This window comes from Curtobacterium sp. SORGH_AS_0776 (assembly GCF_031453355.1).
Lineage (GTDB): Bacteria > Actinomycetota > Actinomycetes > Actinomycetales > Microbacteriaceae > Curtobacterium.
In genome coordinates, this window is sequence record NZ_JAVIYU010000001.1 from 3,245,678 (window position 1) to 3,268,935 (window position 23,258).

General features: G+C 72.4%; 22 protein-coding genes. 11 read left to right on the forward strand and 11 right to left on the reverse strand.

What is annotated here, in order from left to right; translation table 11 throughout:
• The first annotated feature begins 18 nt into the window (after positions 1-18).
• The gene (bcp, locus tag QE359_RS15860) at positions 19-489 is read left to right on the forward strand and encodes a thioredoxin-dependent thiol peroxidase (RefSeq protein ID WP_309779897.1); all 471 of its coding nucleotides are present in this window, start codon (positions 19-21) and stop codon (positions 487-489) included.
• A 73-nt stretch (positions 490-562) separates the two neighbouring features.
• On the opposite strand, the gene QE359_RS15865 is transcribed toward bcp, so the two are convergent.
• Positions 563-985: a hypothetical protein gene (locus QE359_RS15865; RefSeq protein WP_309779898.1), complete on the reverse strand. Its 423-nt coding sequence runs from the start codon at positions 983-985 to the stop codon at positions 563-565.
• Positions 986-1,245: 260 nt separating this feature from the next.
• On the opposite strand from QE359_RS15865, the gene QE359_RS15870 reads away from it, so the two are divergent.
• Positions 1,246-1,494 (forward strand): WhiB family transcriptional regulator, encoded by a 249-nt coding sequence (locus QE359_RS15870; RefSeq protein ID WP_022904217.1) that lies wholly within the window; start codon positions 1,246-1,248, stop codon positions 1,492-1,494.
• Positions 1,495-1,983: 489 nt separating this feature from the next.
• Here the strand turns inward: QE359_RS15870 and QE359_RS15875 are convergent, their stop codons facing one another.
• Positions 1,984-3,492: a sensor histidine kinase gene (locus tag QE359_RS15875; RefSeq protein WP_070418508.1), complete on the reverse strand. Its 1,509-nt coding sequence runs from the start codon at positions 3,490-3,492 to the stop codon at positions 1,984-1,986.
• Positions 3,493-3,609: 117 nt separating this feature from the next.
• Between QE359_RS15875 and QE359_RS15880 the strand changes: the two genes are divergently transcribed.
• Positions 3,610-4,023 carry an Rv3235 family protein gene (locus tag QE359_RS15880; RefSeq protein WP_083403212.1) on the forward strand — a complete coding sequence of 138 codons (414 nt, stop codon included), beginning with the start codon at positions 3,610-3,612 and terminating at the stop codon, positions 4,021-4,023.
• Between the two features lie 77 nt (positions 4,024-4,100).
• Here the strand turns inward: QE359_RS15880 and secA are convergent, their stop codons facing one another.
• The 6 genes from secA to mtrA form a co-directional block, all read right to left on the reverse strand.
• On the reverse strand, positions 4,101-6,881 hold the full coding sequence (gene secA, locus QE359_RS15885; RefSeq protein ID WP_071294918.1) for a preprotein translocase subunit SecA: 2,781 nt from the start codon (positions 6,879-6,881) through the stop codon (positions 4,101-4,103).
• A 158-nt stretch (positions 6,882-7,039) separates the two neighbouring features.
• The gene (gene hpf / locus QE359_RS15890; RefSeq protein WP_309779900.1) at positions 7,040-7,747 is read right to left on the reverse strand and encodes a ribosome hibernation-promoting factor, HPF/YfiA family; all 708 of its coding nucleotides are present in this window, start codon (positions 7,745-7,747) and stop codon (positions 7,040-7,042) included.
• Between the two features lie 184 nt (positions 7,748-7,931).
• Complete coding sequence (locus tag QE359_RS15895) at positions 7,932-8,690, reverse strand: phosphoribosyltransferase family protein (protein ID WP_309779901.1); 759 nt, start codon at positions 8,688-8,690, stop codon at positions 7,932-7,934.
• A 95-nt stretch (positions 8,691-8,785) separates the two neighbouring features.
• The gene (locus QE359_RS15900; protein WP_261646657.1) at positions 8,786-10,468 is read right to left on the reverse strand and encodes an LpqB family beta-propeller domain-containing protein; all 1,683 of its coding nucleotides are present in this window, start codon (positions 10,466-10,468) and stop codon (positions 8,786-8,788) included.
• The gene (mtrB, locus tag QE359_RS15905; protein WP_309779902.1) at positions 10,468-12,150 is read right to left on the reverse strand and encodes an MtrAB system histidine kinase MtrB; all 1,683 of its coding nucleotides are present in this window, start codon (positions 12,148-12,150) and stop codon (positions 10,468-10,470) included. The genes QE359_RS15900 and mtrB overlap by 1 nt, the downstream gene beginning before the upstream one ends.
• 5 nt (positions 12,151-12,155) lie before the next feature.
• A complete protein-coding gene (gene mtrA, locus QE359_RS15910) occupies positions 12,156-12,830 on the reverse strand; it encodes an MtrAB system response regulator MtrA (RefSeq protein WP_070418502.1) in 675 nt (224 codons plus the stop codon).
• A 975-nt stretch (positions 12,831-13,805) separates the two neighbouring features.
• On the opposite strand from mtrA, the gene QE359_RS15915 reads away from it, so the two are divergent.
• From QE359_RS15915 to QE359_RS15940, 6 genes are read left to right on the forward strand one after another with little or no spacing between them, the layout of a single operon-like run.
• Positions 13,806-14,435 carry a hypothetical protein gene (locus QE359_RS15915; protein ID WP_309779903.1) on the forward strand — a complete coding sequence of 210 codons (630 nt, stop codon included), beginning with the start codon at positions 13,806-13,808 and terminating at the stop codon, positions 14,433-14,435.
• Positions 14,432-14,782, forward strand: a complete 351-nt coding sequence (locus QE359_RS15920; protein WP_309779904.1) for a hypothetical protein — start codon at positions 14,432-14,434, stop codon at positions 14,780-14,782. Before QE359_RS15915 ends, QE359_RS15920 begins: the two co-directional genes overlap by 4 nt.
• Positions 14,783-14,795: 13 nt before the next feature.
• Positions 14,796-15,071 carry a DUF4129 domain-containing protein gene (locus QE359_RS15925; RefSeq protein WP_309779905.1) on the forward strand — a complete coding sequence of 92 codons (276 nt, stop codon included), beginning with the start codon at positions 14,796-14,798 and terminating at the stop codon, positions 15,069-15,071.
• Positions 15,068-16,312 (forward strand): DUF4350 domain-containing protein, encoded by a 1,245-nt coding sequence (locus tag QE359_RS15930; protein WP_309779906.1) that lies wholly within the window; start codon positions 15,068-15,070, stop codon positions 16,310-16,312. The genes QE359_RS15925 and QE359_RS15930 overlap by 4 nt, the downstream gene beginning before the upstream one ends.
• Positions 16,309-17,304, forward strand: a complete 996-nt coding sequence (locus QE359_RS15935) for an AAA family ATPase (protein WP_396127742.1) — start codon at positions 16,309-16,311, stop codon at positions 17,302-17,304. The genes QE359_RS15930 and QE359_RS15935 overlap by 4 nt, the downstream gene beginning before the upstream one ends.
• A complete protein-coding gene (locus tag QE359_RS15940; protein ID WP_309779907.1) occupies positions 17,304-18,656 on the forward strand; it encodes a DUF58 domain-containing protein in 1,353 nt (450 codons plus the stop codon). Before QE359_RS15935 ends, QE359_RS15940 begins: the two co-directional genes overlap by 1 nt.
• A gap of 7 nt (positions 18,657-18,663) precedes the next feature.
• Here QE359_RS15940 and QE359_RS15945 read toward each other — a convergent pair whose 3' ends face one another.
• Positions 18,664-19,659, reverse strand: coding sequence for a stage II sporulation protein M (locus tag QE359_RS15945; protein WP_309779908.1), 996 nt, complete (start codon positions 19,657-19,659; stop codon positions 18,664-18,666).
• Positions 19,660-19,739: 80 nt separating this feature from the next.
• Here QE359_RS15945 and QE359_RS15950 point away from each other — a divergent pair, with 80 nt between their 5' ends.
• The gene (locus tag QE359_RS15950; RefSeq protein ID WP_309779909.1) at positions 19,740-20,609 is read left to right on the forward strand and encodes an RDD family protein; all 870 of its coding nucleotides are present in this window, start codon (positions 19,740-19,742) and stop codon (positions 20,607-20,609) included.
• 339 nt (positions 20,610-20,948) lie between these two features.
• Here QE359_RS15950 and ahcY read toward each other — a convergent pair whose 3' ends face one another.
• Together ahcY and QE359_RS15960 are read right to left on the reverse strand one after the other, a co-directional pair.
• Positions 20,949-22,427, reverse strand: a complete 1,479-nt coding sequence (gene ahcY / locus QE359_RS15955) for an adenosylhomocysteinase (protein ID WP_309779910.1) — start codon at positions 22,425-22,427, stop codon at positions 20,949-20,951.
• A gap of 103 nt (positions 22,428-22,530) precedes the next feature.
• The gene (locus tag QE359_RS15960; protein WP_309779911.1) at positions 22,531-22,746 is read right to left on the reverse strand and encodes a DUF3499 family protein; all 216 of its coding nucleotides are present in this window, start codon (positions 22,744-22,746) and stop codon (positions 22,531-22,533) included.
• Between the two features lie 139 nt (positions 22,747-22,885).
• Here QE359_RS15960 and QE359_RS15965 point away from each other — a divergent pair, with 139 nt between their 5' ends.
• Positions 22,886-23,245: a metallopeptidase family protein gene (locus tag QE359_RS15965; RefSeq protein WP_254789530.1), complete on the forward strand. Its 360-nt coding sequence runs from the start codon at positions 22,886-22,888 to the stop codon at positions 23,243-23,245.
• Positions 23,246-23,258 lie beyond the last annotated feature (13 nt).

Below are 23,258 nucleotides of genomic sequence, written 5' to 3' on the forward strand. Positions count from 1 at the left end.
ACCACGAACAGGAGCCCCATGACCGACCGCCTCGCCGCCGGCGACACCGCCCCCGACTTCACCCTGCCGGACCAGGACGGCACCGAGCACTCCCTCTCGGCCCTGCGTGGGAAGAAGGTCATCGTGTACTTCTACCCGGCAGCGTCGACGCCGGGGTGCACCACCGAGGCGTGCGACTTCCGCGACAACATGTCCTCGCTGCAGGCCGCCGGGTACGAGGTGCTCGGCGTCTCGAAGGACGACCTGCCGGCGCTCAAGACCTTCCAGCACGAGCAGGCCCTGACCTTCCCGCTGCTGAGCGACCCGGACCTCGCCGTGCACAAGGCGTACGGCGCCTGGGGTGAGAAGAAGAACTACGGGAAGATCGTCACCGGCACGATCCGCTCCACGATCGTGGTCGACGAGGACGGCACCGTGCAGCTGCCGCTCTACAACGTCAAGGCGACGGGGCACGTGGCGAGCCTGCGGAAGAAGCTCGGCCTGGTCTGAGAGCCGACTGATCGACGGACGGGAGGCGCGGTGCCAGCTGGCACCGCGCCTCCCGTCCGTGGATCGGGACCGTCTACTCGACCGGACGGGCGAGCGCGTCCGTCACCGGTCGCGACAGCACCAGCGTGATGCCCAGCAGCGCGGGGATGAGCAGGAACCAGCCGACGGCGGGCACGCGGAACACGCCCTGGAACGCCCCGATCGCGAGCGCACCCTGCAGGACCTGCCAGACGATGATCCCGGACCGCACCCACGGACGACGGTTGCGGAGGCCGATGCACAGGGAGCCGAGCCAGAGCGCCGCGATGGCCGCGAGGACCGTCAGCGCGATCCCGGACGCGATGCTCGTGGCCGGCGCGACGATGAGTTCGACGATGAGGACGATCGTCACGACGACGAGGGCGACGAACTCGAGTCCGACAACGACGAGGAGCGCCAGGAGGGCAGGCGACCGCCGCTCGACGTGGTCGGGCTCGGTCGGGGTGGTGTCGGGCACAGCATTCCTCCAGCGTCGGAACCCTTGATTTGGCCCTACCAGTATGGAACGATATTCGAGGTCGTTTGGACGGCACGATGTGGTGTGCGTCTCCCGTGGTTCGACGCTCCTCCCCCGAGCGTTCTGCGGGCGTCAGACTCGCTTCCAGCGGACTCCTCCCCCACGGGTGTCCCCTCGTGCCTCGCGCATGCTCAGCGTTCCGATCCCCGAACCACGGCCCCGGCCTGCCGTTCGAGCATCGATTTCAAGGAGCACCACACATGGACTGGCGTGACCAGGCAGCCTGCCTCACCGCGGACCCCGAGCTCTTCTTCCCCGTCGGGAACACCGGACCGGCCGTCGATCAGATCGAGAAGGCCAAGTCGGTCTGCGCTCGCTGCACGGTCACCGAGATGTGCCTGCAGTACGCCCTCGAGAACAACCAGGACTCCGGTGTCTGGGGTGGCCTGAGCGAGGACGAGCGCCGCGCGCTGAAGCGCCGCGCCGCCCGCGCTCGCCGCGCTTCCTGACCCGGCGCCTGCTGCGCGCCTGACGCCCGCCGCCCCCACGGGGCCGGCGGGCGTCGTCGTGCGCGGGGCGCGGCTGCAGGCGATTGCACATGCCTGCGCACAACGGAAAGCACGCGACGCCGCACCATCGCGCGGTTCGGACGCACTTCCGTTGTGCGGCCGCCCGACGCGCCGCGCGACGAACCACGGAACCGACGTCGAACCAGGGCCGGACGGCGGTTCGACGTCGGGAACGTGGTTCGACGCGGGCCTGGCGGGCGCACGCCGCGACTCCAGGCCGCTGCACGTGCCTCCGCACCACGGAAAGCACGCGACGCCGCGGCACCGCGCGGTTCGGACGTGCTTTCGTTGTGCGGCCGCGCGACGAACCACGGGACCGACGTCGAACCAGGGCCGGACGGCGGTTCGACGTCGGGAACGTAGTTCGACGCGGCCCTGGCGGGCGCGCACCACGCATCCAGGCAGCGCGCGGCGCGGGCGCGGAGCGCGCTACGCGGCGCCCGGCGTCGCCGTCAGCCAGCGGAACGGGATCGTGATGGTGACCTCGGTGCCGCTGCCGGTCAGGGTGTGCCAGTCGATGGTGCCGCCGAGCTCGCCCTGGATCAGCGTGCGGACGATCTGCGTCCCGAGGCCCGACCCGACCTTGCCCTCGGGCAGGCCCCGCCCGTTGTCGCGGACCTGGATGTCGAGGTGGTCGTCGAAGCGCTCCGCCACGATCTCGACCTCGCCGTCGCGGCCGTCCAGCCCGTGCTCGACGGCGTTCGTGACGAGCTCGGTGAGCCCGAGCGCGAGCGGGGTCGCCGCCTCGGAAGGCAGCACCCCGAACTCCCCGGTCTTCTTCGGGCGGACGGTCGTGTTGTGCGACGCCGCGACCTCGGTCACGAGCTTCAGCACGGAGTCGAAGACCTCGTCGAAGTCGACGTTCTGGCTGAGGCCGGTCGACAGGGTGTCGTGCACAACGGCGATCGCGGCCACGCGGCGCATCGCGTTCTGCAGCGACGTCCGGGCCTCGTCCGAGTGGGTGCGGCGCGCCTGGATGCGCAGGAGCGAGGCCACGGTCTGCAGGTTGTTCTTCACGCGGTGGTGGATCTCGCGGATCGTCGCGTCCTTGGTGATGAGCTCGCGCTCCTGGTGCCGCAGCTCGGTGACGTCGCGGCAGAGGACGATCGCACCGATCCGCTCGCCGTGGTCGCGCAGCGGGATCGACCGCAGCGAGACCGTGACGCCCTTCGACTCGACGTCGGCACGCCACGGGGCACGGCCGGTGACGACCAGGGGCAGCGACTCGTCGACGTCGAGCTGCGCACCGATGAGCTCGGTCGTGACCTCGGCGAGGGACTTCCGCTCGAGCTCGCCCTCGAAGCCCATCCGGTTGAAGGCGCTGAGGCCGTTCGGGCTGGCGAACGTGACGATCCCGTTCGTGTCGAGGCGGAGCAGGCCGTCGCTGGCGCGCGGTGCACCGCGTCGGGGTCCGGCCGGCGCACCGATGTCGGGGAAGTCACCCGTGGCGATCATGCCGAACAGGTCGTTCGCGCTCGCGGTGAAGTTGAGCTCCTGGCGGCTCGGGGTGCGCATCTCGTCCTGGTTCGAGTGCCGCGTCACGACCGCGATCGGGCGCTCGGTCGTCTCAGCGCTGTTCGCGCTCAGCCGCCGGAGCACCGGGATCGCCCGGACGCGCGTCGGGGTGTCCTCGTACCAGTCCGGCTCGGCGGAGTCGACGACCTTCGCGCCGACGAAGCTCTCGGTGACCTGTTCGCGCCACTCCTCGCGGATCTCCTGCCCGACGATGTCGCGGTAGAAGAGCGTCGCCGCGGAACTCGGGCGAGCGTGCGCCACCGCCACGAACGAGCCGTCCTCGGCGGTCGGGACCCAGAGGACCATGTCCGCGAAGGACAGGTCGGCGAGCAGCTGCCAGTCCCCGACGAGCAGGTGGAGCCACTCCACGTCGGCTTCGGAGGAACGGCCTTGCGCGAGGACGAGGTCACTGAGGGTCGACACCCGCCCAGTCTAGGTGCGCACCACTGTGGACAACTCCGCTCTCTCCACAGGCTGGAGGGCAGTCATATTTCTCATGTTGTACTCGCTCTACGCTCAGCCCCGACGAAAGGGGCAGGGGTGGCCGAGGAAGCACGCCGGATCGATGACGCAGAGCCGATGGGGGACGTCCCGCGACTCAGCGCGGTACCGCCACCGACCGACGTCGAGGACACCGCTCGCGCGCTCGGCCTCTGCGTCGCCGAGATCCTGACGGGGTCACGCGAGGTCGACAGCATCGCCCGGTGGATCACCGACGAGGTGCACCGGCACCTGCAACAGCGGGCGGCGGTGGCGGCGCGGGCCCGGCAGCTCGGCAGCCGGTCGCGCGGACGAGCGCTGCTCCGGGTCGGCAGCGTGATCGTGTGCCGCCCCGCCGACGGGGTCGCCGAGGCGACGGTCGTCGTGCACACGCGCAGTCACGCCCGTGCGGTCGCGATGCGCCTGGAGGAACGGCAGGGTCGCTGGCGCGCGACGGCGGTCGGGGTCCTGTGACGCCCGAGACGTGACGGGGAACGGACGGGAGGCGCGGTGCCAGCCGGCACCGCACCTCCTGTCCGGACGTGGTCGCGTCAGCCCTTCTTGGCGGCCTGACGACGCTCGGCGCGGTTGCCCGCGGCAGCCTGGCCGGACGCGGTCGCGGCGTTGCCGAACGCGGAGCCCTGCTCCGGCCCGGCGGCCGCCTCGGCCTCGGCCTGCGCCTTCTGCGCCCGCGCGGTCGCGGCCTGCTCGAGGCGACCGCGCTCGTCGCGGACCTCGACCTCGCCGTCGATCGACGGAGCGGAGTACTCGAGACCGGAGACCTCGTCCTCACCGAGGCCCTTGGCCTCGATGACGGCGTTCTCGCCGTCGGACTGGACCTGCACCTCGAGGTTGAAGAGGTAGCCGACCGACTCTTCGCGGATCTGGCCCATCATGCTCTGGAAGAGCGCGTAGCCCTCGCGCTGGTACTCGACCAGCGGGTCGCGCTGTGCCATCGCACGGAGGCCGATGCCGTCCTTGAGGTAGTCCATCTCGTAGAGGTGGTCGCGCCAGCGGCGGTCGATCACCGAGAGGACGACGCGGCGCTCGAGCTCACGCATGGCCTCGTCGCCGAGGAGTTCCTCGCGCTGCTGGTAGGCGAGCTTGGCGTCGGAGAGGATCTCGCGGCCGAGGAACTCGCGCGAGGCCTTGCCCTTCGAGCCGGCCTCGGTGATGACCTCGTCGATGGAGATCGAGATCGGGTACAGGGTCCCGAGCTCGGTCCACATGGCGTCGAGGTCCCAGTCGTCCGCGTTGCCCTCGGCGGTGTGGGAGTCGATCACGTCGTCCACGACGCTCTTGAGGAACGACTGCGCACGGTCGTGGATGTCGTCGCCCTCGAGGATGTGGCGGCGGTCGCTGTAGATCGCTTCGCGCTGGCGGTTGAGGACGTCGTCGTACTTCAGGACGTTCTTGCGGATCTCGGCGTTGCGGCCCTCGACCTGCGCTTGGGCCGACCGGATCGCACGGCCGACGAGCTTGTTCTCGATCGCGAGGTCGTCCGGGACGTTCGAGCGGCCCATCAGGCTCTCGGCGGCACCGGAGTTGAACAAGCGCATGAGGTCGTCGGTGAGCGACAGGTAGAACCGGCTCTCGCCGGGGTCGCCCTGACGGCCGGATCGACCGCGCAGCTGGTTGTCGATGCGACGGGACTCGTGGCGCTCGGTGCCGAGGACGTAGAGGCCGCCGACCTCGCGCACCTTGTCGGCCTCGTCCTTGATCTCGGCCTTGACGCGGTCGAACACGTCGTCCCACGCGGCCTCGTACTCTTCCGGCGTCTCCGTCGGGGACAGCCCCTTGGCGTGCATCTCCTGCACGGCGAGGAACTCCGAGTTGCCGCCGAGCATGATGTCGGTACCGCGACCGGCCATGTTCGTCGCGACCGTCACGGCGCCGAGTCGACCGGCCTGGGCGACGATCGCGGCCTCACGCGCGTGGTTCTTCGCGTTGAGGACCTCGTGCTTGACGCCCTTCTTCGCGAGGAGCTTCGACAGGTACTCGGACTTCTCGACGCTCGTGGTGCCGACGAGGACCGGCTGGCCCTTCTCGTGGCGCTCGGCGATGTCCTCGGCGACCTGCTCGAACTTCGCCTTCTCGTTCTTGTAGACGAGGTCGGTCTGGTCGATGCGCTGCATCGGCTTGTTCGTCGGGATGGGGACCACGCCGAGCTTGTACGTCGACATGAACTCGGCCGCTTCGGTCTCGGCCGTACCGGTCATGCCGGACAGCTTCTGGTAGAGGCGGAAGTAGTTCTGCAGCGTGACCGTGGCGAGGGTCTGGTTCTCGGCCTTGACCTCGACCTTCTCCTTCGCCTCGATCGCCTGGTGGATGCCCTCGTTGTAGCGGCGGCCCATCAGGATGCGGCCGGTGTGCTCGTCGACGATGAGCACCTCGCCGTTCATCACGACGTAGTCCTTGTCACGCTTGAAGAGGGCGACGGCCTTGATCGAGTTGTTCAGGAACGAGATGAGCGGGGTGTTCGCCGACTCGTACAGGTTGTCGATGCCGAGGTAGTCCTCGACCTTCTCGATGCCGGGCTCGAGTACGCCGACGGTGCGCTTCTTCTCGTCGACCTCGTAGTCCTCGCCCGGGGTGAGGCGGGTCGCGATCGACGCGAACTCGGTGAACCAGCGGTTCGCCTCGCCTGAGGAGGGACCGGAGATGATGAGCGGCGTGCGGGCCTCGTCGATGAGGATCGAGTCGACCTCGTCCACGATCGCGAAGAAGTGGCCGCGCTGGACCATGTCGGATGCCTGCCACGCCATGTTGTCGCGGAGGTAGTCGAAGCCGAACTCGTTGTTCGTGCCGTAGGTGATGTCGGCGGCGTACTGCTCGCGACGCTCGGCCGGGGACTGGTTCGCGATGATGCAGCCGGTCGTCATGCCGAGCGCCCGGAACACGCGGCCCATGAGCTCGGACTGGTACGACGCGAGGAAGTCGTTGACGGTGATGACGTGCACGCCGCGCGACGGGATGGCGTTGAGGTACGCGGCCGTCGTGGCGACGAGGGTCTTGCCTTCACCGGTCTTCATCTCGGCGATGTTGCCGAGGTGCAGCGCGGCACCGCCCATGAGCTGCACGTCGAAGTGCCGCATGCCGAGGGTGCGCTTCGCTGCTTCCCGCACGGCGGCGAACGCCTCGGGCAGCAGGTCGTCGAGGGTCTCGCCGTTCGCGTAGCGCTCGCGGAGCTCCTTGGTCTCGTCCTGGAGTTCCTCGTCGGTGAGGCTCGCGAAGTCGTCCTCGAGGTCGTTGATGGCCGAGGCGTACGCCTTCAGCCGTCGGAGGGTGCGTCCTTCGCCGATGCGGAGGACCTTCTCCAGCACGTTTGCCACGTGAGCTCCTTACGAGATCGTCACGCGCGACCTGCGCGATGCGAACAGCCAGTCATGCTAGCAACCCGTCGACTCCGGCCGCTGTGAACAGCGCGGGTGTGCGCGGCCCGCGAACGGTCCGCGCACACCCGGGTTCGGTCTGCCGTACTGAGCGATCGTCAGGCGATCGCGACCGCCGGCTCGGACTCCGGCGCCGCTGCCGGAGCGTGCTCGGCGGACGGGTCGTCGATGCCGATCACGCCGTAGTCCCAGCCCTTGCGGCGGTAGACCACGCTCGGCCGGTGCGTCTCCGCGTCGACGAACAGGTAGAAGTCGTGCCCGACGAGCTCCATGAAGTACAGGGCGTCGTCGACCGTCATGGGACCGGCTTCGAAGACCTTGTGCCGGATCACGACGGGGCTGTAGACCTCGTTCTCGTCATCCTCGGCGTTCGCGTCGACCACCGGGACGGCACCCGTCGCGACGTCCTCGATGAGCTTGCCGTCGGCCGGGACGACACCCATGCGCTCGAACGCGGTGCCGGACGCCTCGGACACGGAGGTCGGACGGTGGCGGCCGCGGTGCACCTTGCGGCGGTCGCGTGCTCGGCGGAGTCGTTCCATGATCCGGGCGAAGGCCAGATCGAAGGCGGCGTACTTGTCCGACGCGGCGGACTCCGCCCGCACGAGGGGGCCGGGGCCGATCAATGTCAGCTCGACGCGGTCCTCGCCCTGGGAACCGCCCGATTTCTCGTTGTGGCGGCTGATGCGCACCTCGAAGGCGAGGGCGCGGTCGGCGAGCACGTCGATCTTCTCGGACTTCTGTTCGACGTAGGTGCGGAATCGGTCGGTGACCCCGATGTTCCGGCCCGTGATCGTCACGTCCATGTGGCGGCTCCCATCCAGACTCAGCGCGTCGCCTCCATCCGGCGATCCTGAACGCCTTGCCGCGAGGCTAGACCCGGTGGCGCTCCGGCGTCACGCGATGTCGGTGAGTCGCCAGGACACCCACCGGACACACAGTGGCCACCGAGCGTTCACCGATGCGCCGAGGGCTCCGGGCGGGCGCTCCTCAGTCGTCGACGCTCGCGACGGCGACGCACCGCACGACCCGACCACCGGCGGCACGCACGGCGCGGACGGCCTCGGCCATCGTGACGCCGGTGGTCACGACGTCGTCCACCACGACGACGGCTCGACCGGTGACGCCGGTGACCGAGAGGGTGCCGACCGTCGCGGCCACCCGTTCCACCGCGCTGCGTTCCTTCTGCCCGCCGTGCACTGCGTCCGCACCGATGCCGACGCCGGCGCCTGCACCAGCACCAGCACCAGCACCGACGGCGACACCTGCACCGACGCCGGCGCCGGCGCGGCGCCGCGCCAGCCCTCCTGTCCGCAACCTCGACATCGCCCGCGACCGCCGCACTCCCCCGCGCGCCGCCAGCAGCACGACGGGGTCGAACCCCCGCCGCCGAGCACCCTGCCGCGAGGGCGGCACCCGCAGCAGCACGGCCCCGGGACCGGCGTCGGCGAGCGCCGCCCGCACGAGCCCACCGAACCGGGCGCCGAGGGGCCGAGCGAGGTCCACGCGCCCGCGCAGCTTGAGCTCGAGGAGCATCGTCCGCACGAGTCCCGTGTACTCGAACGCCGCGTCCAACCGGACCCCGGCGACGAGACGCACCCGACGGGGCATCGCGTCGAGCGCGTGTCGGCACGCGGCACAGAGTGCCCGGTCGGGCCGGCCGCACCCGACGCAGTCCACCGGCAGGAAGAGCCCGAGCACCGCGACGGCCGCGTCGAGCCACGGCCGCAGGCTGTCCCGTGTCGTCATGCCGACGATCCTGACCGCCACCCGCCGGCGGGCGCGCGCCGATCCGTGGGCCTGGGGACGCGCCTCATGGACCGCCGCCCTGTGGAGGAGTGACGTCAGCGCTGGACGCCGAGCACGTCCGCGCTGATCCCCGTCGTGACCCAGCCACCGCCGGTCGACTGCAGGACCGACCCGTCGGACATCCGCAGGAGCATCGAACCGCCGCTCCCGCCGACGATCTCGGTCGCCCGGCCGTCGGGCTTCGGCAGGGTGCTCGACTGCCCACCGATCGTGGAGCGGACGACGTCCGGGCCGGAGGACGTCTGCCCGACCGAGGCGACGTCGGAGTCGCTGATCCACGCGGCCCCGACGGCGTTGCCCGTGGCGGCCTGCACGCGCACCGGGGAGCCGAGCGCGGTCGGTGTGCGGTCGGCGCCGCGGACGATGGCCATCACGTACAGGCTCGGTCCGTCGTTCGTCTGGATGAGCGCGAGGGCCCTGGTCGAGTCGCGCGAGACCTGGAACGACACGAGGTCGCCGGCCGGGAGCGTCGTGTTCACCGCGTGCGGATCGCCGCCGAGGCCGTAGGCCGTCACCCGGCGGGTGTTCTTCTCGGACGCGACCCAGACGAAGCCGAGGTCGTCGATCGACGGCGGGACCAGGCCGTCGGTCGCGTCGATGCGCAGGTGGGAGCGTCCGCGCACGACCGTCACGCCGTCGCCGTTCCCGACCACCGCAGCGGTCCCGGACGCGGACAACGCGAACGAGGACGGCCCGAGGTCGCCGATCTCCGCGCCCATGCCGTTGCCGAGCGGTGCGATCTTCCCGCCACCGAGGGCCGAGTAGCCCACGGTGCCGTCCTGGTCGACGAGCGGGCGGGCATCGACGTCGGGGTTCTGCTGCGCGTCGGACCCGCTGCCGTCGGGGACGGCGAAGGTCGTGCCCTCGGCCGTGATGTCGACGGAGGACACCGTGGCGACCGAGGCGAGCGACTTGCTCAGCTGCTCGCGCATCCGGATCCGGTCCTGACTGCTGGCGCGCAGGGCGTCGCTGGACAGGTCGACGAGGGCGGTCCCGCTCTGGATCGTGACCGCGTTCAGGGAGAGCTGCGTTCCCTCGGGGAAGGCGGTGACCACGGCCCCCTTGAGCCAGCTCGCGGGTCCGGCGAGCAGCGCGCTCGCGATGCGGGTGCTCGTCGACGACCTGGCGAGGAACCAGCGCTCGTCGGGGACGAGGAACTTGTACGTCGGGTCGTAGAAGTAGAGCGCGTGCTGCTGGAACACCGACTCGAAGTTCACCGGCGACAGGATGATGCCGTCGGGGGCGTAGGCGATGCGCCACTCGCCGTCCTCGCGGGTGAACTGGAACGTCAGCGTGGACGAGGTCGGTCGGACCGCCTGCGTGTACTCACCGTCGGCGTCCACGGAGGCGCTGGCGGTGAGGGTGTAGGTCAGCTCGCGTTCGCCGACCCGCTCGATCGCCGGGTTGCCGGGCTGGATCGTCACCGAGCGCCGGGGGTTCCACTTCGTCGAGAAGTTCGAGGCGAGGAACTCCCGGGCCACGGCGTAGTCGTCCGCCGCACCGGTGCCGGCCGCGATGAAGCCGCGGAGGATCGTCGTCTGGTCGGCGCCGGGCACGGGCTTGCCGGGCCGGTAGTCGACGCCGGACACCGACTGGTCCTTGATCACGCCGCCGGAGCGCACCGCGCCGTCGGTGGGGATCGCGGCGCAGGCGGACACGGCGACGATCGTTAGCGCGGCGAGCGCCGTGGCGACCAGGGTGCGGAAGCGGGTGCGCATCAGTCGTCCTCCCTGACGGCGCGGGGGCCGTCGTACGACTCGTCGAGGTCCGGCAGCGGGATCGCCGAGGTCGTCACGGTGACGCGGTCGTTGCGCGGCAGCGTGAGCACGAAGGTGGAGCCCTCGCCGGGGCGGGACCACACGTCGATGCGGCCGCCGTGCAGGTTCGCGTCGCCGAGCGAGATCGCGAGTCCGAGGCCGGTCCCGCCGATGGTCCGCTTGCGGCTCGGGTCGGCGCGCCAGAACCGGTCGAACACGCGGGCGGCGTCCTCCGGCGGCATGCCGACGCCCTGGTCGCGCACGGCGATCGCGACCGAGCGGGCGTCGCTGTCGACGACGACCTGCACGGGCTTCGCGTCGCCGTGCTCGATCGCGTTGCCGACGAGGTTGCGGAGCACGCGGCGGATGCGCTTCGCGTCGAGCTGCACGGTGGTGTGCCCGCCGGGTGTGGCGAGCTGCAGGTCGATGCCGGCGCGTTCGGCGAGCGGCCGGAACTCGTCGACGATGTCGGTCGCCAGGGCCGCGGGGATGACGGGCTCGGGATCGAGGTGCACCGCCTGCGCGTCGAACCGCGAGATCTCGAGGAGGTCGGCGAGCAGGAGCTCGAACCGCTCCACCTGGGCGTGCAGGAGCTCGGCGGACCGACCGACCGACGGCTCGAAGGCGTGACGGGAGTCGAACAGCATGTCGCCGGCGAGCCGGATGGTCGTGAGCGGGGTCCGGAGCTCGTGGGAGACGTCGGAGACGAACCGCTGCTGCACGCGGGAGAGCTCGGCGAGCTGGGTGATCTGCCGGCTCACCGCGTCGGCCATGCCGTTGAAGCTGCGGGCGAGGGTGGCGATGTCGTCGTTGCCCCGCACGGGGATGCGTTCGTCGAGCCGGCCGGCGGCGATCTTCCGGCTCGTCTCGGCCGCGCCCCGGATCGGCACGACCACGAGACGGACGACGAGCGAGGTCACGAGAGCGATGAGCACCATGAGCGCGACACCGCCGATCGAGAGCGTCTGCGAGACGAAGTCGAGGGTCTGCTGGGCGTCCGACAGGTCGTAGACGAGGTACAGCTCGTACTGACCGGCACTCGGGATCTGCAGGGTCGACCCGACGGCGAGGCCGGGCTGGTGGCGACCGTCGTCGTCGAGGCGCACGGGCTGCAGGCTGAGCGTGCCGGTGTTCTTGCCGACCTGCTTGCGGAGGGCGTCGGTGATCACGGCGTCCGGGAAGCCCTGGCTCGCGACGTTCTGCACCGTCTGCGGCCCGGGCTGGTCGGGACTCCGCTCGATGGCGATGCTCGTGCCGCCGGGGCTCGTGGTGTTCGACAGGATCGCCTGCTGCGCCTCGCTCTGCAGGGTCTCGAGCTCGCTCTGGTTGTTGTCCTCGCCCGCGGTGGCCGCGTCGAAGATGCCCTGCGCGACGATCGTCGCGCGCGCCGACTCGGACTCGATCTGGTCGCGGCGCTGCGAGTAGACGTTGTTCGAGATGCTGATCATGACGGCCGTGCCGATGATCGCGACCGCGAGGCCGGTGGTCATCACCGTGATCGCGACCGACCGGAACATCAGGGAACGACGCCACAGGTACGCCGCGGCGCGCCAGCCGCGCCGGACCCACCGTCGAAGGCGACGGCCGGCGCGGGCGAGCCTGCCCTGCACGGCGACGCCGCCGGTCGACGCTGCGGACGGCACGGTGCTCAGGCTCCTCCGGCCCGGTACCCGACGCCGCGCACCGTGGTGACGATCTTCGGGTTGTCGGGGTCGTGCTCGATCTTCGCGCGGAGGCGCTGCACGTGGACGTTCACCAGGCGGGTGTCCGCCTTGTAGTGGTAGCCCCAGACCTGTTCGAGCAGCATCTCGCGGGTGAACACCTGGTTCGGCTTCTCGGACAGCGCCCGCAGGAGGTCGAACTCGAGCGGGGTCAGCGCGATGACGGCGTCGCCGCGACGGACCTCGTGCCCGGCGACGTCGACGGTGAGGTCGCCGACGTGCAGCACCGTCGCATCGGCGGCCGTCGGGCGGAGCCGGGTGCGGATGCGGGCGACGAGCTCCTTCGGGTTGAAGGGCTTCACGACGTAGTCGTCGGCGCCGTTCTCGAGCCCGGCGACGACGTCGGACGTGTCGCCCTTGGCGGTGAGCATGATGATCGGCGTGCCGCTCTCGGCGCGGATGCGCTTGCAGACCTCGATGCCGTCGATGCCCGGGAGCATCACGTCGAGCAGCACCAGGTCGGGCTTCGTCCCGTGGAACGCGTCGATGGCGTCGTTGCCGTCGGCGCTGAACTCGGGTTCGTAGCCCTCGGAGCGGAGGACGATGCCGATCATCTCGGCGAGGGCCTGGTCGTCGTCGACGACGAGGATGCGCGGTGTCATGTGATGGGGACTCCGTGTGACGTGCAGCGGTACCCGGTCGGCACCTGACCACTCACGATAGCCGAGGCCCCGTGCGACGGCGTTTTCCGACAGGATGGGTGTCGACCGCGCCTTCCGCGTGCTAGGTCGGGACCACGAGGGGGCGGCGATGTCCGATTGGCAGGTACCGGGGGCGCCCGGCGGTCCGCAGGACGGTCGGGGGAACGGCCCAGGAGGCGCGGCTCAGCCCCCGGGGCAGCAGCCGTCCGCCCCGTGGCCGGGCCAGTCCGGTGGTCCGTCCGCCGGTGGACCGTACGGCAGCGGGCCTTCCGCCGGTGGGCCGGGTCGGCCACCGGGGCCGCCGCCGGCCGGGTCGCGGCCGGTCATCCCGCTGCGACCGCTCGGGCTCGGTGACGTCCTGAGCGGCGCCTTCACCGTGTTCCGCCGCAACGCGCGGGTGCTCCTGCTCTGGAGTGTGCTCCTCAGCGGGGTCCTCGGGCTGCTCTCCACCATCGCGAGTGCGTTCGGCCAGCGTGCGATCCAGTCCCGCATGCTCTCGGCGGTCGACGGCGACGTGGACGGCCAGACGTCGATCCTCGCCGGCTCGGTGACGCTCTGGCTGGTGCTGTCGATCGGGCTCCCGTTCCTGGCCTACCTCGGGCGCGGCTTCCTCGTCGCCCCGGTCGCCGCGGACACCGGACAACGCATCCTCGGACGGCGCGCCACCTTCCGCGGGCTCTGGGCGCTCCTCGCCGGACGACGCTGGTCGGTGGTCGCCTGGATCCTCCTGCAGCTCGCAGCCGGTGCCGTCATCGGGATCGTCTTCGTGCTCGTGCTGGTCGGCGCCGCCGCCGGGCTCTCCGGCAACGGGTCGGGCATCGGCGGCTTCCTGCTCACCTTCTTCGTGCTCGGCCTCGGTTTCACCGTCGTGCTCGTCTGGCTCGGGACGAAGTTCGCGTTCTCACCGTCCCGACCATCGCGCTCGAGGGACGCCCCGTGTTCCAGGCCGCGGCGCAGTCGTGGCGGCTCACCCGCGGAGCCTTCTGGCGCACCTTCGGCATCATCCTGCTCGTGCAGGTCATGTTCGCCTTCGCGGTGTCGATCGCCTCGGTCCCGCTCACGATCGGTGCGACGCTCGTCGGCGGCACGTTCGACCCGCTCGGGCAGACCGATGCGGGGTCGGGAGCCGGGGTCGGCGGGCTCGTGGCGATCGTCGTGGGGAGCCTGCTCGGGATCGCGGTGCAGTGCATCACCGACGTGCTCTCCGCGTCCGTCGTGACCTTCCTGGCGATCGACCGCCGCATCCGGACCGAGGCGCTCGACCAGCGGATCGCGTCGCACCTCGAGACCGGACAGCCGGGAGACCCGTTCGCACCGTCGCCGCGGGTGGACCGGCCGGCGTGGCCGGGGCAGGGGCAGGGGCAGGGGTGGCCGGGTGCCGGTCCGGGGCCGCAGCAGCCGTGGCCGGGGCCGACCTGGCCCGGTGGCGGTCCGGGTCCGCAGCAGCCGTGGCCTGGCCAGCCGTGGCCGGGGCAGCCGGGCGCGGGCGGCCAGCAGCCGGGCGGCCCGACGCCGCCGCAGTGGGGCGGCGAACCCGGACGGTACCCGCCGGACGGCCGCGCATGACGATCGACCCCGACGACGCACGACGGCTCCTCGAACGCGAGCTCGAGCGGTCGGAGTACGACGGTGCCCACGTGACGTGGTGGGACCGCGCCTCGCGCGCGGTCCTCGACTGGCTCGGCTCGCTCCGAGCGGACGGCCTCGGCTCCCCCGCGGTCGCGCACACCCTGCTCTGGACGGCCGTCGTCGTGCTCGTCGCGGTGGTCGTCCTCGTGGTCGTCGCCCGCGGACTCCCCCGGCGTCGCGCTCGGCTCGCGGACGGGCAGGTCGGCGGGGTGTTCGACGACGACGACCTGCGTCCCGCCGGTGCCATCGCCGAGGACGCCCGAGCGGCCCTGCCGCGCGGGTGACTGGTCCCGCGCCGTGCTCGACGGGTACCGTGCCCTCGCCCGTGGGCTCGGGGAGCGCGACCTCGTCCCCGACGTCCCCGGTGCCACCGCGCGTGCCATCGCCGGCCGGGCGGCCGCCGTCTTCCCGGCCGAGGCCGCGCGGCTCGAGCGCGCCGCGGCCACCTTCGACGAGGTGCGGTACCTCGGCGCCGACGCGACCGAGCGGAGCGCCCGCGACGTCCTGGACACCGAGCACGCGGTCCGGACGGCACGCCCCGCACGGACGACGACCCCGGCGGTCCCCGCGTGACCGCGACCGCCACCCCGTCCGCACCGTCGGGCGAGGCCTCGACCTCGACCGCGCCGCGCCGCGCGGGCCGTGGGCTCCGCGTCGGTTTCTGGGTCGCCATCGTCCTGGTCGGCACGGTGCTCGCGGTGCTCACGGCCGTCGTCGGGCGGACCGGCCCGGGGCAGGCACCGCTCGACCCGACCTCCGCGACGGCGAGCGGCGCGAAGGCACTCGTGCGGGTCCTCGAGCAGCAGGGCACCGACGTCCGGATCGTCGACCGTGCCGACCGGATCGGGGACGGCACCGTGTTCGTCGACGACGAGCAGGGCGTCCTCGACCGAGGCGTCGCGCGGCGGATCGCTCGGCAGGCGAACCACGTCGTCCTCGTGTCGACGGCCCCCGCGACGCTGGAGGCGTTCGGGCTCGACGTCGAGCCGGTCACGCAGGTCGGCGGGGACGACACCGTGTCCACCACCTCGTGCGCGATCCCGGCCGCTGCCGGTGCCGAGCGGGTCACCCTCGGCGGCACCGGGTACGCCGTGCCGGACGGCGGCCCGGCCCCCAGCGGCACCAACCTCTGCGCGCCGTCCGGCTCGGGCGGCGACCGGGCCTACGGCCTCGTCCGGACGGCGACCCCGGCCGGTGACGTCACCCTCGTCGGGACCACGGCGGCGTTCCGGAACGACACGATCACCACCGCCGGCAACGCCGCCCTCGCCCTCGGCCTGCTCGGCGACGACGCGACGCTCACCTGGTACACGCCGACCCCCGGCACGGCGGACGCGGCACCGACCCTCGGGTCGCTCGCACCGCCGTGGGTGCCGAGCGCACTCGTGCTGCTCGGACTCGTCGCCGTCGCCGCCGCGGTCTGGCGCGGCCGCCGGCTCGGCCCGCTCGTGGTCGAGCGGATGCCCGTCGTCGTCCGTGCCGCCGAGACCACCGAGGGCCGTGCCCGGCTCGCCGCACGCACCGGCGACCGGACCCACGCGCTCGACACGCTCCGGATCGCGGCCCTCCGCCGCACGGCACGCCGGCTCGGGCTCCCCCGGTCGGCCCACGTCGACGAGGTCGTCCGGGCCGCGGCACGCGCCACCGGGATCCCCGACCGGCGCGTCGGGGCGGTCCTCGTCGGCGGCCCGGCCACCGGCGACCGGGCCCTCACCGCCGGGGCAGCGGCGCTCGACGACCTCGAGCGTGCCGTCCTCGCCGCGACCACCGGCGCCCAGCAGACCGACCGAGACCACCGAGGAGCACGACCGTGACCGATCCGTCCACCACCCAGACCCCACAGGCGACCCCCGCTGGTGATCCGTTGCGCGACGTGTTCGGACGGCTGCGCGCCGAGGTCGGCAAGGGCGTCGTCGGGCAGGAGGGCGCCGTCTCCGGCATGATCGTCGGCATCCTCGCGCAGGGGCACGTCCTGCTCGAGGGCGTCCCCGGCGTGGCGAAGACCCTGCTGGTCCGGAGCCTCGCCGCCGCGATGTCGCTCGACACGAAGCGGATCCAGTTCACGCCGGACCTGATGCCCGGCGACGTCACCGGCTCGCTCGTGTACGACGCCTCGACGGGCACCTTCCCGTTCCGCGAGGGACCGGTGTTCACGAACGTGCTCCTCGCCGACGAGGTGAACCGGACGCCGCCGAAGACCCAGTCCGCACTCCTCGAGGCCATGGAGGAACGCCAGGTCAGCGTCGACGGCGACGCCCGGGTACTGCCCGACCCCTTCTTCGTCGCGGCGACGATGAACCCGATCGAGTTCGAGGGCACGTACACGCTCCCGGAGGCCCAGCTCGACCGCTTCCTCATGAAGCTCACGCTCGACGTCCCGCCGCGCGACGTCGAGTGGCAGGTGCTCCGTCGGCACGCGGACGGCTTCGTGCCGCGGGACGTCCGGTCGGCCGGGATCGCGCCGGTCCTCGGGGTCGACGAGGTCCTCGCCGCACAGCGCGCGGTCCGCGGGGTCGGGGCGCGGGACGACGTCCTCGCGTACATCGTCGACCTCGCCCGCGCCACCCGGCAGGCGCCGTCCGTCCGGGTCGGGGTCAGCCCGCGCGGTGCGACCGCACTGCTCGCCGCCGCGAAGGCCTGGGCCTGGCTCACCGGCTACGACGCGATCACGCCGGACCACGTCCAGGCCATGCTCCTGCCGGTGTGGCGGCACCGGCTGCGGGTGGCCGCCGACGCCGAGCTCGAGGGCGTCGGTGCCGACGGGGTGCTGCAGCAGGTGCTCGAGCAGGTCCGGGTGCCGATCTAGTGGCGATCTCCGGCCGGTTCGTCGCGCTCCTCGCCGTCGCGATCGTGCCCACCGTGCTGCTCGGCACGGGATGGGCGGGTGCGGCCTGGGCGGGCGTGGTCGTGCTGGCGGCCCTGCTCGACGTGCTGCTCGCCGCCGACCTCACCGCCGTGCGCGTCGAGCGGCGGATGCCCCGGCTCGCCCGCCGGGACACCACCGCCGACGGGACCCTCGTGCTCGCCAACGACGGCCGCCGGATGCTCCGCGGTGTGGTGCGCGACATGTGGGAGCCATCCGCCGGGCAGGCCCCGCGCCGCATCGACCTGCAGGTGCCCGCCGGGGAGCGACGGACCGCGCGAATGCGGTTCGCCCCGTTCCGTCGCGGCCGCCGGGCCTCCGCGGGCGTCGCGGTGCGCGCGTTCGGGCCGCTCGGGCTCGCCGCACGCCAACGCGTCCTCGTGGCGCCCGCCGAGCTCGTCGTCACGCCGCCGTTCCGGTCGCGTCGGCACCTGCCCTCGCGGCTCGCGCGGCTGCGGGAACTCGACGGCGAGACCACCCTCCAACTGCGGGGCCACGGCACCGAGTTCGACTCGCTGCGGGACTACGTGCGCGGCGACGACGTCCGGTCGATCGACTGGCGTGCGACCGCCCGCCGCCAGGACCTCGTGGTGCGCACCTGGCGTCCGGAACGGGACCGTCGGGTGATCGTCGTCGTAGACGCCGGGCGTGCCGGTGCCGGACGGGTCGACGACGAACCGCGGCTCGACACGTTCATCGAGTCCGCGCTGCTCCTCGGTGCACTCGCGGCGGCCGCGGGCGACCGGGTGGACCTCGCCGTGCTGGACGACGCCGTCCGGGGTCGCGTGCACGGTGCCACGCGCACCGACGTCGTGCAGCGGTTCGGGGAGACGCTCGCGCTCGCGGAACCCGGGATCGCGGCCACCGACTGGTCGGCGGTGCCCGGGCTCGTCGACTCGATCACCACCTCCAGGGCCCTCGTGGTGCTCGTGTCGAGCCTCGACTCGGTCGGCGCGTCGGGTGACCTGCTCGCCGTGCTCCCCCGCCTGACGCGGCAGCACGCGGTCGTCGTCACCAGCGTGACGGACCCGGCCGTCGAGCGGATGGCGAGCGGGGCGGTGGACCCGGCGGTCTCGGGACCGGGGCGGCGGGGCGGACGTGCGCCGTCCCTCCAGGGCCGTGCCGAGCGCGACGTGTACCGACGCGCTGCCGCCGAACGCACGCTCCTCGATGCCGACGGCGTGGCCGACGTGGCGCGCCGCGCCGGGGCCGAGGTCGTCCGGGCCGCACCCGAGCAGGTGCCGCCGCTCGTCGCGGACGCGTACATCCGCGCGAAGGCGACCGGACGGCTCTAGTCGTCCGTCAGTCGGCGACGAGCGCGGACGTGCCGCGCTCGAACTCCTCGAGGTCGCCGCGCTGCCCCGCGCGGTACGCCCGACCGCCGAGGATCCACTGGTACCAGAGCACGGCCGCGAGGGCGACGGTGCCGATCCCGATCTTGACGGGCCACGGCCAGTCCTGCCGGGTCACCGTGCCCTCGACGAGACCGGACAGCAGGAGCGTCAGGGCGAGGCCGACGGCGATCGTGATGAGTGCTCGGCCGTCCTCGGCGAGGGCCTGTCCGCGGGTGCGGGCACCGGGGGCGACCCACGACCAGAAGATCATCAGGCCGGCGGCGGCCGCGAGGAAGATCGAGTACAGCTCGAGCTGCCCGTGCGGGGCGATGTAGAGGAAGAAGTCACCGAGGCGGCCCTGGTCGTGCAGGATGGCCGCCGAGACGCCGAGGCTGATCCCGTTCTGGCCGATCGAGAACGGCACGAAGAGGCCGGTGATCCCGAACGCGACCATGGTGGCGGCGATGTACGCGTTGTTCGTCCACACCTGCGCCGTGAAGGCACCGAGACCGTGGTCGGAGTAGTACGCCTGGAAGTCCCGGGTCGCGTACTGCCGGAGTGCTTCGGGAGTGCCGAACGTGTCGACGGCGCCCGGGGTGGTCGTGATCCAGACCGCCGTGATCGCGGCGATCGCCGCCGTGGCGGCCGCCACCCAGATCGTGACCCAGCGGATCCGGTACAGGGCGGCGGGGAGCTGCAGGACGAAGAAGGACGTCGGCGCCGCGAGCGGGTCGACCGGGGTGCCGGTGAACCGGAGTCGGGCACGGAACAGCGTCAGCGAGAGCCGGTCGCCGACGGCGGTGCGCGGGGCGGCGCCGCGGATGCGGGCGAGGTCGGTCGCTGCCGCCTGGTAGCCGGAGACGAGGCGGTCGACGTCGGCACCGGAGGCGTGGCGGGTGCGGGCGAGCCGGTCGAGTTCCTGCCACCGGTCGCGGTGCACCTCGGTGTAGGCGTCCAGGTCCACAGCGTCTCCCCCGCTCGTTCCGGTGTTCGCGCGTCCGTGCCGTCCGGGCGGCGGGCGTGCGTCTCCGACAGAATGATCCCATGCCGAAGACCCGCGTGCCGCGTGACCTCGCCGACGGTCGGTTCGTCGTCGCGCTCGACGACACCCACGACGAGCTCGTCGTCGGTGAGGCCGTCGCACTCGACGTGCAGCCCGCCGGCATCGCGTTGCGGCTCGCGGCGGCGCTCCTCGACGGGGTCTGCCTGCTCGCGCTGTACGTGATGCTCATGATCGGCCTGTCACGGGTCTGGCCGAGCGACCTCGACGAGGCCTGGGCAGCGGCGCTCAGCATCGGCGTGCTCGTCATCGTGCTCGTGCTCGTCCCGGCGGCGCTCGAGACCGTCACCCGGGGCAAGAGCGTCGGCCGGTACGCCACCGGCACCCGGGTCGTCCGGCTCGACGGCGGGGCGATCGGGTTCCGGCACGCGTTCACCCGTGCGCTCGTCGGGCTGTTCGAGCTGTGGATGACGTTCGGCTCCGTGGCGCTGCTCGTCGCGCTGTTCGGGTCCCGTCCGCGGCGGCTCGGGGACCTGCTCGCCGGAACGTTCGTGCAGCACGAGCGGGCGGCGAAGCAGCGGTCCCCCGAGGTCCTCATGCCCGCGGAGCTCGTGGCCTGGGCCGGGGTCGCTGACGTGTCGGCGCTGCCGCAGCGGCTCGAGAACCGGCTCGGGGCGTTCTTCCGCGGTGCTGCCGACCTCCGCCCCGAGCTCCGGGAGGCGGCGGCACGGTCCCTCGCGGCAGCGGTCGCCGAGTACGCGCACCCGGTGCCGGCGGTCCACCCCGAGGTGTTCCTCGCCGGGGTGGTCGTGCTGCGGCGGGAGCGGGACCTGCGCGCGTTGCGGGGTCGGGCGGCGGTGCTCGACCGGGCGTCGGCGGTGGCGACGGCGCGGCCGCCGGGGTTCCCGCGCTGACGGGCGCCGCCGCGAGCGCGCGGCGCTGGCGTCCGGCTTTCGAACCACGTTTCCGACGTCGAACCGGCGCGGCTGCCTGGTTCGTTGTCGGAAACGTGGTTCGTCGCCGGGCCCGCGCTGCGGGCGCCCGCGCCCGGCCGCGGGCCGCGAGCCGCGAGCCGCGCTCGGTCGCGCCGGGTGCCGGCGGCCGGCCGCCGGCGGCCGGCGCACAACCAAAAGCACGCGGAGCCGCGCGGATGCGTGGTTCCGGGCGACTTTGGTTGTGCGGTGCGGCAGCGCGCGGCGGCAGCGCGCGGCGGCGGCACGCGGCGGCGCGCCCGCGCCCGCGGCGCGCCCGCGTCAGTACCGGTAGTGCTCGGGCTTGTAGGGGCCCTCGACCGGCACACCGATGTACGCCGCCTGCTCCGGCCGGAGCTCGGTCAGCGCGACCCCGAGCGCGTCGAGGTGCAGCCGCGCCACCTTCTCGTCGAGGTGCTTCGGCAGCACGTACACCCCCGTCGGGTACTCGGCGCGGCGGGTGTGCAGCTCGATCTGGGCGAGGACCTGGTTCGTGAAGGAGTTGCTCATCACGAAGGACGGGTGCCCCGTGGCGTTGCCGAGGTTCATGAGCCGCCCCTCGGAGAGCACGAGGATCGACCGGCCGGTCGGCAGACGCCACTCGTGCACCTGCGGCTTGATCTCGACCTTCTCGACCCCCGGCAGGGACTCGAGGCCCGCCATGTCGATCTCGTTGTCGAAGTGCCCCACGTTCGCGACGATCGCGAGGTGCTTCAGTGCCAGCATCTCGTCGACACCGACGACGCCCAGGTTGCCCGTGCACGTGACGACCATGTCGACCTGGTCGGCGACGTCCGCGAGGCGCGCCACCTGGTACCCGTCCATCGCGGCCTGGAGCGCGCAGATCGGGTCGACCTCGGACACGATCACGCGGGCGCCCTGCCCGCGGAGCGCCTCGGCCGCACCCTTGCCGACGTCGCCGTAGCCCACGACGAACGCGACCTTGCCGCCGATCAGCACGTCTGTCGCCCGGTTGAGCCCGTCGGGCAGCGAGTGCCGGATGCCGTACTTGTTGTCGAACTTCGACTTCGTGACGGAGTCGTTGACGTTGATCGCCGGGAACTTCAGCTCGCCGGTGCGCGACAGCTCGTAGAGGCGGTGCACGCCGGTGGTGGTCTCCTCGGTCACGCCCTCGATGTCGGCCGCGATGCGGGTCCAGCGGTCCGACGACTCCTGCAGTGAGGCGGCGACGGTGTCGAGGACGATCTTCCACTCGGTGCTCGCGTCGGCCCCGGCATCGGGCACACGGCCGGCGGCTTCGGCATCGGCGCCGGTGTGCACGAGCATCGTGGCGTCGCCGCCGTCGTCGAGGATGAGGTTCGGGCCGATCCAGTCGGCGCCGGCGGCTGCGGCCTCGGCCGACCAGTCGAAGATCCGGCTGGTGCACCACCAGTACTCCTCGAGCGTCTCGCCCTTCCACGCGAACACGGGGACGCCGGCCGGCGACCCAGGCGTGCCGGTCGGGCCGACGGCGATGGCAGCGGCGGCTTCGTCCTGCGTCGAGAAGATGTTGCAGCTCGCCCACCGGACCTGCGCCCCGAGCGCAACGAGCGTCTCGATGAGGACGGCAGTCTGCACCGTCATGTGCAGCGAACCCGCGATGCGCGCGCCGGCGAGCGGCTGCGACGCGCCGAACTCCTCGCGCAGGGACATGAGCCCCGGCATCTCGTTCTCGGCGAGGCGGATCTGGTGGCGCCCCGCCTCGGCGAGGGCGAGGTCGGCGACGCGGAACGGTGCTGCGGTACGGGCTTCGGTGGGCATGCCGCCCAGTCTTCCACGCCGGGAGGCGCGGGTCGTCAGCCGACGTCCGTACCGTGAGCCGCGCCTCCGGGGATCCCCCTGTGGAGGACCGGCCCCGACCGCGTCAGTCCGCGTCGCGACGGAGCGACTCGCGCCGCACGACCTGCCACCCGCGTGGGACGCGCAGCTGCGCCGCGTGGCGGGCGCAGAGGTCGTAGCCGTGGGGCTCGATGCGGGTGGAGAGGGGGCCGACGACGACCATGGAGTCCCCGTAGTCGTACGTCAGGGTCGCCGAGGCGCTCGCGCCACAGGCGACCTTGCTGCAGATCCTCACGTCCATACCGCCACCGACCCTATCGGAGCAGGGCGGCACCGCCCGCGCCGCGTACGATGTGGGGATGCGTCGCAGGACTCGTCTCGTCACACCCGTCGACCGGGGCCGCGGTCGGTCCCGGCACGGACGCGGCGGACGGTCCAGCGTGACCGGTCCGGACCTCGCGCCGATCATCACCCGCGCCGAGACGTTCGACCGCATCGTCGGCGACACCGCGCACTACCTGCTCGGGCTCTGGCCGGCCGAGCTCGAGGGCGTCGTGTTCCAGGTCGCGGACATGCCGACGGACTCGACCCTGCCGGACCACATGCCCCGCTGGCGGGTGGACCGCGAGCAGCGCCGCGTGACCGTGTTCCGCGTCCCGGTGGAGCGGGTCACCCGCAGTCCCGAGAAGGACGACACCGACAAGCGCATCATCATCGAGACCGCGGTGTTCCGTGCGGTGGGCGAGCTGATCGACAAGGACCCGTGGGACCTGGCGCCGGACCGCTACCGCCACTGGTGACGCAGCGCGCCAC